Source organism: uncultured Actinobacillus sp. (genome assembly GCF_945915845.1).
GTDB lineage: Bacteria > Pseudomonadota > Gammaproteobacteria > Enterobacterales > Pasteurellaceae > Exercitatus.
This window is the reverse complement of record NZ_CAMEFX010000005.1, coordinates 23,555-37,852: the sequence shown is the minus strand read 5'-3', so window position 1 is coordinate 37,852 and position 14,298 is coordinate 23,555. Positions and strand designations below refer to the sequence as shown.

At 41.7% G+C, this 14,298-nt stretch carries 10 protein-coding genes and 2 tRNA genes; 10 read left to right on the top strand and 2 right to left on the bottom strand.

The genetic code is table 11. The annotated features are described in order from the left end of the window. The first annotated feature begins 10 nt into the window (after nt 1-10). From dnaQ to Q0O89_RS02695, 9 genes are all read left to right on the top strand, one after another. A complete protein-coding gene (dnaQ, locus tag Q0O89_RS02735) occupies nt 11-805 on the top strand; it encodes a DNA polymerase III subunit epsilon (RefSeq protein WP_293730238.1) in 795 nt (264 codons plus the stop codon). 76 nt (nt 806-881) lie between these two features. Then, nucleotides 882-958: transfer RNA gene (locus Q0O89_RS02730), tRNA-Asp, on the top strand. Between the two features lie 35 nt (nt 959-993). Next, nucleotides 994-1,070 (top strand) — tRNA-Asp (locus tag Q0O89_RS02725). Nucleotides 1,071-1,247: 177 nt separating this feature from the next. Continuing rightward, entirely contained in the window at nt 1,248-2,309 is a 1,062-nt protein-coding gene (gene yedE / locus Q0O89_RS02720; RefSeq protein ID WP_293730237.1) for a YedE family putative selenium transporter, read from the top strand. 162 nt (nt 2,310-2,471) lie between these two features. Continuing rightward, nucleotides 2,472-3,986 (top strand): ribosome biogenesis GTPase Der, encoded by a 1,515-nt coding sequence (der, locus tag Q0O89_RS02715; RefSeq protein WP_293730236.1) that lies wholly within the window; start codon nt 2,472-2,474, stop codon nt 3,984-3,986. Nucleotides 3,987-4,292: 306 nt separating this feature from the next. Beyond that, on the top strand, nt 4,293-6,950 hold the full coding sequence (gene aceE, locus Q0O89_RS02710) for a pyruvate dehydrogenase (acetyl-transferring), homodimeric type (protein ID WP_293730235.1): 2,658 nt from the start codon (nt 4,293-4,295) through the stop codon (nt 6,948-6,950). 123 nt (nt 6,951-7,073) lie between these two features. Next, nucleotides 7,074-8,957: a pyruvate dehydrogenase complex dihydrolipoyllysine-residue acetyltransferase gene (gene aceF, locus Q0O89_RS02705; protein WP_293730234.1), complete on the top strand. Its 1,884-nt coding sequence runs from the start codon at nt 7,074-7,076 to the stop codon at nt 8,955-8,957. 53 nt (nt 8,958-9,010) lie between these two features. Then, nucleotides 9,011-10,435, top strand: coding sequence for a dihydrolipoyl dehydrogenase (lpdA, locus tag Q0O89_RS02700; RefSeq protein ID WP_115638438.1), 1,425 nt, complete (start codon nt 9,011-9,013; stop codon nt 10,433-10,435). 246 nt (nt 10,436-10,681) lie between these two features. Further along, complete coding sequence (locus tag Q0O89_RS02695; protein ID WP_273398329.1) at nt 10,682-11,224, top strand: NlpC/P60 family protein; 543 nt, start codon at nt 10,682-10,684, stop codon at nt 11,222-11,224. Nucleotides 11,225-11,375: 151 nt separating this feature from the next. Here the strand turns inward: Q0O89_RS02695 and pmbA are convergent, their stop codons facing one another. Continuing rightward, nucleotides 11,376-12,734: a metalloprotease PmbA gene (gene pmbA / locus Q0O89_RS02690; protein ID WP_293730232.1), complete on the bottom strand. Its 1,359-nt coding sequence runs from the start codon at nt 12,732-12,734 to the stop codon at nt 11,376-11,378. 118 nt (nt 12,735-12,852) lie between these two features. On the opposite strand from pmbA, the gene yjgA reads away from it, so the two are divergent. After that, nucleotides 12,853-13,398 carry a ribosome biogenesis factor YjgA gene (yjgA, locus tag Q0O89_RS02685; protein ID WP_293730231.1) on the top strand — a complete coding sequence of 182 codons (546 nt, stop codon included), beginning with the start codon at nt 12,853-12,855 and terminating at the stop codon, nt 13,396-13,398. A gap of 218 nt (nt 13,399-13,616) precedes the next feature. Here the strand turns inward: yjgA and Q0O89_RS02680 are convergent, their stop codons facing one another. Next, a complete protein-coding gene (locus tag Q0O89_RS02680) occupies nt 13,617-14,297 on the bottom strand; it encodes a M15 family metallopeptidase (RefSeq protein ID WP_293730230.1) in 681 nt (226 codons plus the stop codon). Between the last annotated feature and the right edge of the window lies 1 nt (nt 14,298).

Genomic DNA, 14,298 nt, shown 5'->3' with positions numbered 1-14,298 from the left:
GAATATTCTAATGACAACTCCAAAATCAGCATCACAAATCGAACGTCAAATTGTGCTAGATACCGAAACAACAGGTATGAACCAATTTGGCGCACATTATGAAGGGCATTGTATTATTGAAATTGGTGCCGTTGAAATGGTTAATCGTAAATATACAGGACGTAAATTGCATCTGTATATTAAGCCGGATCGGCCAGTTGATCCTGAGGCTATTCAAGTTCATGGCATTACGGACGAAATGTTAGCCGACAAACCTGATTTCCCAAGCATTGCTCAAGAATTTATTGATTTTATTAAAGGTGCAGAATTGCTCATTCATAACGCCCCCTTCGATGTGGGTTTTATGGACTATGAATTCAAAAAACACAATATTGACATAAAAACGGCTGATATTTGTGTTGTTACCGATACATTACAGCTTGCTCGCCGTCAATATCCAGGCAAACGAAATAGTTTAGATGCGCTTTGTGACCGCTTGCATATCGATAATAGCAAACGAACACTTCACGGAGCGTTACTGGATGCGGAAATTTTAGGGGATGTCTATCTTGCTATGACCGGTGGACAAGTCAGTTTGTTTGATGAAACTGAACCACAAACTCCTGAAATCAAAGTCGAACAAGTGCAGACCATGACAAAAAGTGCGGTTGAAATGGTGACTGATTTGAAGATATTACAGCCAACTGAAGAAGAGCGTCTTGCACATGAAGAACAAATTAAAGCCATCCAAAAAAAAAGTAAAGAGAATTGTATTTGGGTAAAACGCTTAATGCCACAAACTGAACTTACGGAAACCGTGCATTAATTAATCAACTATTTTAAATAACTAAAAAAAGAGTTGACGAAATGCACTTTGACAAGTATTATTCGCACCACTTAGCGGAGTGGTAGTTCAGCTGGTTAGAATACCTGCCTGTCACGCAGGGGGTCGCGGGTTCGAGTCCCGTCCATTCCGCCAATTTTTTTCATTTTGACTCCTTATATAAGTACTGCGGAGTGGTAGTTCAGCTGGTTAGAATACCTGCCTGTCACGCAGGGGGTCGCGGGTTCGAGTCCCGTCCATTCCGCCAATTTTTTAAAGCACAGTTCATTGACTGTGCTTTTATTTTATTTAAAGTTTGATCTAGTACACATTTCTGACATTCTCCTGTGTTTCTTCTGCTCGTTAACCAGTACAATTATCCCGTTTTAATTAAACTTAAAACACACAATTTGATCTTAACATTCGATATCACAAGGGTTTCATTATGAATATTTCAAAATGGCCTGTGGTTGCAGGTGCTGCACTTGGTATCATTGCTCCACTTCTAACCTACAATGGCAATCCAGCAAATATGGGATTCTGCGCTGCATGTTTTTTACGTGATACAGCCGGTTCCGTCGGGCTTCATCAAGCCGCTCCATTACAATATATCCGCCCCGAATTAATTGGCTTAATCTTAGGTGCATTAATGAGTGCATTAATGTCTAGAGAATTCAAACCGCGTGGTGGTTCCGCTCCTTTCACCCGATTTTTTCTCGGTCTTTTCGCCATGATTGGCGCCTTAGTATTTTTAGGTTGCCCATGGCGTGCTTATTTGCGCTTAGGAGGCGGAGATTTAACTGCAATCGCGGGTATTGCCGGCTTATTTGTTGGGGTACTAGGAGGGATCTTTTTTGCTAATAAAGGCTTTTCATTAGGCAGAGCAAAAGAACAATCAAGTGTGCTCGGTTTTCTGCCTATTATTATTGCTGTTGCTCTGTTTGTAGGCATTCTTACTCAATTCAGTTTTGGTGAAGGTTTACCACTCTACTTTTCACAAAAAGGTCCTGCCTCGCAACATGCAAATTTATGGCTTTCTCTTGGTGCGGGTTTAGTGCTGGGTGTACTTATGCAAAAATCTCGTTTTTGCTCTATTGGTGCATTCCGTAATATGGTGCTTTTCAAAGACCCAACGCTACTAAATGGCGTTATTGCACTAGTTGTATTTGCTGTAATCACAAACTATACGCTAGGACAATTTAATCTTGGTTTTGAAAAACAACCTATTGCCCACAATCAATGGTTCTGGAATTTCCTAGGTATGGCGCTATGTGGGCTTTGTTTCTCGCTTGGCGGTGGTTGTCCTGGCAAACATCTCGTTCATCTTGGCGAAGGTGATAATAATTCTAGTATGTTTATTTTAGGGATGTTAGTTGGGGCTGCTGCAGCGCATCGTTTAAGCCTTGCGGCATCTGGTGCTGGCATTAGCGACTACTCTCCTTATGCATTACTTATTGGTTTCATTTTCTGCATTTATATTGGCTTAACGAAAAAATCGAGCCTTTAATCCTGAAAAGTGCGGTCAAGAATTTTCTATTTTTGACCGCACTTTTGTCTTTTTCTACGTCTTCATTTTTCATCTAACAGAAAATCCGCTATAATGCGCGATTATTTATTTGCACCTAATGAGCAAACTTAGTGCAACTTTTCTAATTTATTGAGGTTTTTTATGACTACTCCAGTCGTTGCCCTTGTGGGTCGCCCAAATGTAGGAAAATCCACATTATTCAACCGATTAACACGTACACGTGATGCGCTTGTTGCTGACTTTCCGGGCTTAACTCGTGACCGTAAATACGGCCAAGCTAATATTGCCGGTTATGATTTTATTGTTATTGATACCGGCGGTATCGATGGTTCTGAAGAAGGTGTAGAAGAAAAAATGGCTGAGCAATCTTTGCTCGCTATTGAAGAAGCTGATGTCGTTTTATTCTTAGTCGATGCGCGCGCTGGCTTAACCCCGGCGGATATTGGAATTGCACATTATCTACGCCAACGTCAAAATAAAACCACAGTTGTAGTCGCAAACAAAACTGATGGTATTGATGCTGATAGCCATTGCGCTGAATTCTATCAATTAGGCTTAGGAGATATTGCGCAAATTGCCGCTGCACAAGGTCGTGGTGTCACTCAACTTATGGAAGAGGTGCTCGCACCACTGGCTGCCAAAATGAGTGAAGAAAGTGCGGAAGAAAAAGCGGAAAATTCTGAGCAAGATGAATGGGATAGTGATTTTGATTTTTCTGATGATAATGACACTGCTCTGCTAGATGAAGCTCTGGAAGAAGAAAATGAAGCCCCTGAAGATAAAAATATCAAAATTGCTATTGTAGGGCGTCCGAATGTGGGTAAATCTACTCTAACCAACCGTATTTTAGGCGAAGATCGCGTTGTTGTTTATGACTTACCCGGCACGACACGTGACAGTATTTATATTCCCATGGAACGTGATGGACAGCACTACACTATCATTGATACGGCAGGCGTTCGTAAACGCGGAAAAGTCCATTTAGCCGTTGAAAAATTCTCAGTAATTAAAACACTACAAGCCATTCAAGATGCAAACGTAGTGTTACTAACGATTGATGCTCGCGAAGGTATTTCTGACCAAGATCTGTCTTTACTTGGTTTTATTTTAAATGCAGGGCGTTCTTTAGTTATTGTGGTCAATAAATGGGATGGATTAGATCAAGAAGTAAAAGATCGCGTAAAATCAGAACTCGATCGCCGTCTTGATTTTATTGACTTTGCTCGTGTACATTTTATTTCCGCTTTACACGGTAGCGGTGTGGGAAATTTATTTGATAGTGTGCGTGAAGCCTATGCTTGTGCAACGCAAAAAATGACAACATCGATTCTCACCCGTATTTTGCAAATGGCAACAGATGAACACCAACCACCGATGATGAGCGGTCGCCGTATCAAATTAAAATACGCACACCCAGGTGGCTACAACCCGCCGATTATTGTTGTACACGGCAACCAAATTGAACGTTTACCTGATAGCTATAAGCGTTATTTATCAAACTATTATCGCCGTAGCTTAAAAATTATCGGCTCACCAATTCGTCTTCTCTTCCAAGAAGGTAACAACCCATTTGCAGGCAAACGCAATAAATTAACGCCAAGCCAATTACGCAAACGTAAACGCTTAATGAAATTTATAAAAAAATCGAAACGTTAATCCATCAAAAAGTGCGGTCAAATGATCTGCACCGCACTTTTTGCAATATAGTCCTCAAGTCGTCTTTTATCACTATCAATTCTTAACTGTCATTCTGGCCCATAATCAGAAATATGTGGTACTTTTACTTTATATCGTGAAAAATTTGTTAAAAATAAGTAAAATTTACTATCTTTCACTCAAAAAATTCTATAAAATTTCAAAAATTTTGTTAAATAGATAACAAGTTCGATTTTATCTGTTTAGGATTTAAGCGGCTTCTAAGTTGTAAGCCATTTGATTCACTCACTTAAAAAGGAAAGTACTATGTCAGAAAACTTAACCCATGACGTAGACCCAATCGAAACTCAAGATTGGTTACAATCACTTGATTCATTAATTCGTGAAGAAGGCGTTGAGCGTGCAAAATTTATCATTGAAGAATTGATGAGCAAAGCGCGTGTTGATGGTGTTTCTTTGCCGTCAGGCACCACAACCGCCTATGTTAACACTATCCCTGTCTCTGAACAGCCGGTTTATCCGGGTGACCACAAAATTGAACGCCGTATTCGTTCAGCGGTACGTTGGAATGCCATTGCGATGGTGTTGCGTAGTCAGAAGAAAGATTTGGATTTAGGTGGTCATATTTCGACTTTCCAATCTGCTGCTTCAATGTATGAAGTTTGTTTTAACCATTTCTTTAAAGGTGCTACTGAGAAAAACGGTGGTGACTTAGTGTTCTTCCAAGGGCATGCGGCGCCGGGTATTTACGCGCGTGCATTTGTTGAAGGTCGTATCACGGAAGAACAAATGGATAACTTCCGTCAAGAAGCCTTTGCAGATGGTTTATCTTCTTACCCACACCCTAAATTAATGCCTGATTTCTGGCAATTCTCAACGGTTTCAATGGGTTTAGGCCCGGTGAATGCAATTCGTCAAGCGCGTTTCTTAAAATATTTAGATAACCGTGGCTTAAAAGATACTAAGGATCAAAAAGTTTACGCGTTCTTAGGCGATGGTGAAATGGATGAAATCGAATCTAAAGGTGATTTGAGTTTTGCAGCGCGTGAAGGTTTAGATAACTTAATTTTTACGATTAGCTGTAACTTACAACGTTTAGATGGTCCGGTTCATGGTAACGGTAAAATCGTTCAAGAGTTAGAAGCGTTATTTACCGGTGCCGGCTGGGAAGTCATTAAAGTGCTTTGGGCGAGCAACTGGGATAAATTACTGGAAAAAGATACGTCCGGTAAATTAAAACAATTAATGATGGAAGTAGTTGATGGCGACTATTTGACCTTCAAATCTAAAAATGGTGCTTATGTTCGTGAACACTTCTTCGGTCGTTATCCTGAAACTGCAGCATTAGTAGCTGACATGACAGACGATGAAATCTGGGCATTACGCCGTGGTGCGCATGATACTGAAAAACTTTATGCGGCTTATGAACGTGCGCAAAAAGCAGATAAACCTGTTGTGGTTTTAGTTCACCAAGTTAAAGGCTATAAAATTCCTGAAGCTGAAAGTAAAAACACCGCACATCAATCTAAGAAAATGTCATTAGAGAGCTTAAAAGGCTTCCGTGATCATTTCCATTTACCATTAACTGATGAACAAGTGGAAAACTTGGAATACATTAAATTCCCTGAAGGCTCTGAAGAATACAATTATTTACACGGCAGACGTAAAGCCTTAAATGGTTATGTCCCTGCTCGCCGTGCAAAATTTGATGTGGAATATAAAGTTCCTGCATTGGAAGAATTCCAAGCGTTACTTGATGAGCAACCACGTGGTATTTCAACCACAATGGCATTTGTGCGTGTATTAAATATTTTATTAAAAGATAAAAATATTGGTAAAACTATTGTGCCGATTCTTGCGGATGAAGCCCGTACCTTTGGTATGGAAGGGATGTTCCGTCAAGTGGGTATTTATAGCCCACAAGGTCAGGTTTATGTACCATCAGACCGTGATTTAGTGGCTTACTACCGTGAAGCAACAGATGGTCAAATCTTGCAAGAAGGGATCAATGAGTTAGGCGCAACCTCATCTTGGGTTGCGGCAGCGACATCTTACTCAGTAAGCAATCAACCAATGATTCCGTTCTTCATCTATTACTCTATGTTTGGTTTCCAACGTGTGGGCGATATGATGTGGTTGGCGGGCGACCAATTAGCGCGTGGTTTCATGGTGGGGGGTACTTCGGGTCGTACAACCTTAAATGGTGAAGGTTTACAACATGAAGATGGTCATAGCCATATTCAAGCAGGCATTATCCCTAACTGTATTACCTATGATCCGTCATTCGCTTTCGAAGTCGCTGTGATCATGCAAGATGGTATCAACCGTATGTACGGTGAAAAACAAGAAGATGTGTTCTATTACATGACCACATTAAATGAAATCACAGAGCAACCAGCGATGCCGGCAGGTGCTGAAGAAGGGATTCGTAAAGGTCTTTATAAATTTGAAACCGTTGAAGGTAACGGCAAAGGTCGCGTTCAGTTGTTAGGTTCCGGTGCAATTATGCGTTTAGTGCGTGAAGCCGCGCGTATTCTTGCTAATGACTATGGTATTACTGCAGATGTGTTCTCTGCTCCATCATTCAATGAATTAGGTCGTGATGGTAATGATGCAACGCGTTGGAATTTATTACATCCAACTGAAACACCACGTGTTCCTTATGTTGCACAAGTATTAGCGGATCTTCCAACTGTCGCAGCAACCGACTATGTGAAAGCTTATGCAGATCAAATTCGTGCATTCGTACCAACTCAACACTACCATGTGTTAGGTACGGACGGTTTCGGTCGTTCAGACAGCCGTGCAAACTTACGTGAACATTTTGAAGTGGATGAACGTTACATTGTTGTAGCTGCATTATCGCAATTAGCGAAAGAAGGCACAGTAACCACTCAAGTGGTTGCAGACGCCATTACGAAATTCGGCTTGAATGTAGATCGTATTAATCCGTTATATGCATAATAAAAACGGTAAAAAATTTATAAAATTTTGCAAAATCGGGCGGGCATAAAATCCGCCCTACGAATAAAAGATATTTGTAGGGACAGGGTTTATCCCTGTCCGTTTACAAGAAGGATTACCAAAATGTCAAAACAAATTAATGTACCGGATATCGGGGCTGATGAAGTCAGTGTAACAGAAATCATGGTTAAGGTTGGGGATACTGTTGCAGTTGACCAATCCATTATCAATGTTGAAGGTGACAAAGCCTCAATGGAAGTACCAAGCCCTGAAGCTGGCGTAGTAAAAGAAATTTTAGTAAAAGTCGGCGACAAAGTAACAACAGGTTCGCCAATGTTCGTACTAGAAGCAGCAGGTTCTGCACCTGTAGCAGAAGCGCAGGCTCAAGCAGCACCGGCACCAGTTGCAACAGCCTCAGCGATCGTGGAAGTCAACGTACCTGATATCGGTTCCGATGAAGTAAACGTCACTGAAATTATGGTTAAAGTGGGCGACAGCGTTGAAGTTGATCAATCTATTATCAATGTTGAAGGTGACAAAGCTTCAATGGAAGTGCCTGCGCCAATCGCAGGTATCGTGAAAGAGATTTTAATTGCGGTAGGTGACAAAGTTTCAACGGGTAAATTGATTATGAAATTTGAAACAGGCGCACCAGCACCTGCGGTTCAAGCACCTGTTGAACAATCTGCACCGGCAACTACAAGTGCTGTCGTGAAAGATGTGAATGTTCCGGACATCGGTGGCGATGAAGTAAACGTTACTGAAATCATGGTTAAAGTGGGTGACACCGTTTCAGAAGAGCAATCTTTGATTACCGTTGAAGGCGATAAAGCGTCAATGGAAGTGCCAGCACCATTTGCAGGTGTGGTAAAAGAAATTTTAGTGAAATCAGGCGATAAGGTTTCAACCGGTTCATTAATTATGCGTTTTGAAGCACAAGGTTCTGCACCGGCTCAAGTTGCATCAGCACCTACTCAAGCACCTGTTTCAACACCGGCACCGACTCAAGCATCAGCGGCATCTGCGCCGGCTCAATCTTTAGCACCAGTCAATCAAGATACCGTAGCTGCAAGCAATAGTTATGCTCATGCAACCCCTGTTGTTCGCCGTTTAGCACGTGAATTTGGTGTTAACTTGGATAAAGTAAAAGGGACTGGTCGAAAAGGTCGTATCTTAAAAGAAGACGTTCAAGACTATGTGAAAAACGCTCTTAAAGCACTTGAGAGTGGCGCGGCAGCTACCGGTGCGGCAAATGGTGCAGGTTTAGGCTTATTACCATGGCCAAAAGTGGACTTCAGCAAGTTCGGTGAAACCGAAGAAGTGGAATTAGGTCGAATCCAAAAAATTTCAGGTGCAAACTTACATCGTAACTGGGTGATGATTCCACATGTTACCCAATGGGATAAAGCGGATATTACTGAGCTTGAGCAATTCCGTAAAGAACAAAATGCCTTGCTTGAAAAAACGAAACAAGATGTGAAAGTCACACCGCTTGTGTTTATTATGAAAGCGGTGGCAAAAGCCTTAGAACAATATCCACGTTTCAACAGCTCAATTTCAGAAGATGCGCAACGCTTGACCTTGAAAAAATACATCAACATTGGTGTAGCAGTTGATACGCCTAATGGTTTAGTAGTTCCTGTATTTAAAGATGTAAACAAAAAAGGCATTATTGAGCTTTCTCGTGAATTAGCGGAAGTATCGAAAAAAGCCCGAGCAGGTAAATTAACGGCGTCCGATATGCAAGGCGGTTGTTTCACCATTTCAAGCCTTGGTGGTATTGGTGGTACACACTTTACCCCTATCGTGAATGCGCCTGAAGTAGCGATTCTTGGTGTGTCAAAATCAGAAATGACACCGGTATGGAATGGTAAAGAATTTACCCCACGTTTAATGTTGCCATTATCATTGTCTTATGACCACCGTGTCATTGATGGTGCAGATGGCGCTCGTTTCATTACATTCATTAATGGTGTATTATCTGACTTACGCCGTTTAGTTATGTAATTAATGGCAAAAGTGCGGTGAAAAATCCGCACATTTTGAGAAAAGGAAGAAAAATGAGCAAAGAAATTAAAACACAAGTTGTTGTACTTGGTGCAGGTCCGGCAGGTTATTCTGCCGCATTCCGTTGTGCAGACTTAGGCTTAGATACGGTTTTAGTGGAACGTTATTCAACATTAGGTGGTGTTTGCTTAAACGTAGGCTGTATTCCATCTAAAGCCTTGTTACACGTAGCGAAAGTCATTGAAGACGCAAAACACGTTGAACATCACGGTGTTGTTTTTGGCGAGCCAACCATTGATTTAGACCAAATTCGTGCGGGTAAAGATGGCGTAGTAAGCCGTTTAACAGGCGGTTTAGCCGGTATGGCAAAAATGCGTAAAGTCAATGTAGTTGAAGGTTTAGCGAAGTTTGCCGATAGCCATACCTTAGTGGCAACCGATCGCGAAGGTAATGCAACAACGATTAAATTTGATAACGCCATTATCGCGGCAGGTTCTCGCCCAATCCAATTACCATTTATTCCACACGAAGATCCACGTGTTTGGGATTCAACGGATGCCCTTGCTTTACGTGAAATTCCAAAAAGACTACTTGTTATGGGCGGTGGTATTATCGGTTTAGAAATGGGAACGGTATATAGCGCGTTAGGTTCACAAATCGATGTGGTTGAAATGTTTGATCAGGTGATCCCTGCCGCAGATAAAGACATCGTTAAAATCTACACCAAACGCATTGAGAAAAAATTCAACCTACTTTTAGAAACCAAAGTGACCGCCGTTGAAGCCAAAGAAGACGGTATTCATGTTTCCATGGAAGGCAAAGCGGCAAATGAAACGCGCGTTTATGACGCTGTGTTAGTAGCGATTGGTCGTACACCAAACGGCAAACTAATTGACGCAGAAAAAGCAGGTGTTGCTGTTGATGAACGTGGTTTTATCCGTACCGATAAACAAATGCGCACCAATGTGCCACACATTTTTGCGATTGGTGATATTGTGGGTCAACCAATGTTAGCGCATAAAGGTGTACATGAAGGTCACGTTGCAGCAGAAGTCATTGCCGGTAAAAAACATTACTTTGACCCGAAAGTAATCCCATCTATTGCTTACACTGAACCAGAAGTAGCTTGGGTCGGCAAAACTGAAAAAGAATGTAAAGCGGAAAACTTGAATTACGAAGTGGCAACATTCCCTTGGGCAGCCTCAGGTCGTGCGATTGCTTCAGATTGTGCAGATGGTATGACGAAACTTATCTTCGACAAAGATACCCACCGTATTCTTGGCGGTGCTATCGTGGGGACTAATGCGGGTGAATTGTTAGGTGAAATTGGTTTAGCCATTGAAATGGGTTGTGATGCAGAAGACATTGCGTTAACCATCCACGCTCACCCAACTTTACATGAGTCAGTAGGTTTAGCTGCTGAAGTCTTTGAAGGTTCGGTAACAGATTTACCTAACCCTAAAGCGAAGAAAAAATAATCGCTAAAATAAACTAAAATATAACCGCGCTTTTATGCGATAAAAGTGCGGTTTTCTTTTTATTCATTTTGTGATTTTGCATAATTATGCAGAGCAACATCTCACAAAGGGAAAAAATCTGCATAAAAATGTGATTTTCATCACAAAAAGTGCTTAAAAATGAAATTAAAGGTGGTTTTACCAGTATTTTTTTGATAGACTCTCGGTCGAGTTTATTTTTATCAAAATATTTTTATTTTTTATATTATGTTTAAGAAAGTTATTCTATTAACAAGTGTATTATTTTTAGCGGCTTGTTCGGCTTCACCGAAGCAAGCAGGTGGTGGTTCTGCGTCAGAAATGACGCAAAACGATGCTGAATTGACGGCATTGATTGGAACATTAAAAACGAACCGCCCAAATTTCCCGTTAATCACTTCAACCTCATCAAAAGCGGGTGTTCAAAATTTAGCGAAAGTGTATAACCAATGGGCTGGAACACGTTATCGTATGGGGGGAACCACTCGCCAAGGTATTGATTGTTCTGCCTTTATGCAAGAAACTTTTGCGGCAGCGTTTGGCATGTCACTCCCGCGTTCAACCAGTGAACAACGTTATCTTGGTCGCCAAATCCAAAAACATCAATTACAACAAGGGGATCTCGTATTTTTCCGCAAGAATAGCCACGTAGGGGTGTATATTGGCAATAATAAATTTATGCACGCAAGCACTAGCCAAGGGGTAACCATTAGCTCGTTAGATGAAAACTATTGGGCAAGAACCTATACTCAATCTCGCCGTATTTTATAAAAAGCATAGAACATCAAAGGGAAGCAACGCAAGGCTTCCTTTTTTATTTATCTTTTACCTCGCCTGCTAAAAAATGAACGGACTTCATTCTGTTAATAACAAATAAAAAAGACCGCATTTAAGCGATCTTTTTATGAAGCACAAACCGTCTCTAATTCCCTGAAATTTTCATATTTTCAAGCAAAATAGACCCTGTTTGGATATTTGAACGATGTTCAATATCATCAGCCACTGCAACGATATTGTGCAACATGGTTTTCAAATCCCCTGCAATAGTAATTTCAGAAACCGGATATTGAATTTCACCATTTTCCACCCAAAAACCAGAAGCACCACGGCTGTAGTCCCCCGTCACCATATTAATGCCCTGCCCCATTAAATCCGTGACCAACAACCCTGTTCCCATTTGGCGTAAAAGTGCGGTGAGTTTTCCTTGCAAATTCGGTTTTACTAACCAGTTATGAATCCCACCGGCATGCCCTGTACTTTGCATCCCTAATTTTTTGCCACTATAACTGGTGAGTAAATAGGTTTGCAAAACGCCGTCTTTGATGATTGCTTTATCTGAAGTACGAACGCCCTCGCTATCAAAAGGCGTTGAGGCTAAACGTCCGATTAAGTGCGGATGTTCATTGATTTCAAACCAATCCGGTAACACTTGTTTGCCTAAATGATCTAACAAAAAGCTGTTTTGACGATACAGGCTGCCGCCGCTAATCGCTGCCGCTAGATGGCTAATCAATCCCGTTGCCACATCGTTCAAGAAAATGACCGGGCTTTCTTGGGTTGCGATTTTTTGCGGATTTAAACGCGCAATGGCTTTTTGCGAAGCGTTGTGCCCGACCCATTCTGGACTTTCTAACGCTGTGACGTTCCGTGAAACCGTGTATTCATAATCGCTCTCAAGTTGGTCATCCGCGCCGCTTAATACCGAACAAGAAATAGAATAACGACTGGATAAATAGCTTTGCAACATTCCATAGCTATTGCCATAAACACGCACACCTTGATGAGAATTAAAACTGGTGCCATTGCTGTTTACGATACGCTTATCATAATCTAATGCTGCGCTTTCCGCTTGCAACGCCAAGTCAATTGCTTGATCCACGTCAATCTCTGCAGGGTGATATAACTCTAAATCAGGGGCATCAAATGCCATTAATTCTTTTGGTGCAAGCCCCGCACAATCATCCGCTGAAGTATATTTCGCAATGGCCAACGCTGATTCCACAGCATTTTTAATGGCTGCCGGACTTAAATCAGAGGTTGACGCATTGCCTTTTTGCTGCCCTAAATAAACGGAAATGCCTAGAGCACCATCGTTATTAAATTCCACGTTTTCCACTTCGCGCAAACGGGTTGAAACGGATAATCCGCTGACTTTTGTTACCGCCACTTCGGCTGTTGCACCTGCTTGAGTGGCAATTTCAACGGCATAGCTCACGGCTTCACGTAATTCTTGTTCTTGCACTTTTAAAAGCGCGGTTGAATGTTGTTCTGTTTTGACCATTTTTCCTTTAAATCCATACGACTTGGTAGCTTCGCCTATTCGCCCTACCTGAAAATTTGTCGCATTGTAGCTTATTTGCTAAAATGGCGCAAAATTTGAATAAATAGGATTTGAAAGAATGAAAAAACGTGGCAAAAAGCCTGAATTAGATTGGACTGATGACGAACAAGAAGAAATTATTTGGGTGAGCAAAAGCGAAATTAAACGCGATGCGGAAGAATTAAAAAAGTTGGGTTCAAAATTAGTGGAACTCACACAAACGAATTTGGATAAAATCCAACTGGATGAAACCTTGCTAGATGCCATCAATTTAGCACGCCGTTCTCGTTTAGAAGCCAAACGCCGCCAATTGCAATTTATCGGTAAATTACTTCGTTCGGCAACGGAAGAGGAAATTAACCATATTCGCGAAAGCCTAGATAAAATCGAAAACAAGCATAATCAGCAACAAGCCATATTGCATAAACTGGAATTGTTACGCGATGAATTAGTGGAACAAGGTGATGATGCTTTAGCGAAATTGTTGGACGAACATCCAAATGCCGATCGCCAACACTTGCGCAATTTAATTCGTTCCGCGCAAAAAGAAAAGGCACAAAATAAACCGCCTAAGGCGTATCGTGACATTTATCAATATTTGAAAACATTGATTTTGCAAGATTAAAACAAAAGGCATAATAGACGAAAGTCAGATTTCTGACAAAGCTCATCGTTGAGACATAACCTAGCACGAGCCGTGCTAGGTTCATTAAGCCCAGCCCCGCTGGGGCTGAAAGGAAGAGCCGCAGAGCGGCTCAGATTAAGTAACCCTATACGGCTCGTATAGGGCTTGTCATCGGTCTGAAAAGTGCGGTGAAATTTCACCGCACTTTTCCTATGTATTTACAACACAAACCGCTGAAAAATCTCGCCTAAATGGGTAAGCAAACATGCTTTTCCGGCAATGTCTTCATTCTGCCAACTCTCAATTAAGATCGCCGGGGTGAATTGTTGCGCGGCAATTTCTGCCAAGGGAAGATAGCTGATATGCCAAGGTTCGCGCCCAACTTCAAGGGTTTTGTGGGATTGCATAAACGGCAAAGCAAAATCAAATTTTTCCAAATTATCCGCCAGCCACGCGCTTAAATCCGCAAAATACCCCCCTTGTTCATATTCCCAAGGCTCCAGTTGCAAGCCTTGATTTTGAGGCAATAAATCAGGATCGAAGAAATCGACTTCCGTTCCCCAATGATGACGGCTTGCCCCCGGCATCGCTGACCAACGTAATATCGCCTGCAATTTTTCCCAATCGGAAAGTGCGGTTAAATCTAAAGCCTTTCCCTGATCATCATGCACTTTGCGTTCGCCGTTAAATTTGCCGTTCCAAATCAGCTGTTGACGCTGAAAATCGCGAAAACTGCTGGCAGGTTGTAAATTAAAGCCATTTTCCACCGCACTTTTTTGCAAAGACAGGAAAGCTCGCGCCGCTTGGGGTTGTAAAAAATGGTTCGGCGAATGGGGACAAGGTAAATTCACCAGATGCGAACGCACCTTGCCGGTTAATTGTTCCGCAGTTAAGGTCATA

Bases quoted from the DNA above. Each gene is read 5' to 3' on its own strand.
- dnaQ (WP_293730238.1), top strand. From the start codon at position 11: ATGACAACTCCAAAATCAGCATCACAAATCGAACGTCAAATTGTGCTA.
- yedE (WP_293730237.1), top strand. From the start codon at position 1,248: ATGAATATTTCAAAATGGCCTGTGGTTGCAGGTGCTGCACTTGGTATC.
- der (WP_293730236.1), top strand. From the start codon at position 2,472: ATGACTACTCCAGTCGTTGCCCTTGTGGGTCGCCCAAATGTAGGAAAA.
- aceE (WP_293730235.1), top strand. From the start codon at position 4,293: ATGTCAGAAAACTTAACCCATGACGTAGACCCAATCGAAACTCAAGAT.
- aceF (WP_293730234.1), top strand. From the start codon at position 7,074: ATGTCAAAACAAATTAATGTACCGGATATCGGGGCTGATGAAGTCAGT.
- lpdA (WP_115638438.1), top strand. From the start codon at position 9,011: ATGAGCAAAGAAATTAAAACACAAGTTGTTGTACTTGGTGCAGGTCCG.
- Q0O89_RS02695 (WP_273398329.1), top strand. From the start codon at position 10,682: ATGTTTAAGAAAGTTATTCTATTAACAAGTGTATTATTTTTAGCGGCT.
- pmbA (WP_293730232.1), bottom strand. From the start codon at position 12,734: ATGGTCAAAACAGAACAACATTCAACCGCGCTTTTAAAAGTGCAAGAA.
- yjgA (WP_293730231.1), top strand. From the start codon at position 12,853: ATGAAAAAACGTGGCAAAAAGCCTGAATTAGATTGGACTGATGACGAA.
- Q0O89_RS02680 (WP_293730230.1), bottom strand. From the start codon at position 14,297: ATGACCTTAACTGCGGAACAATTAACCGGCAAGGTGCGTTCGCATCTG.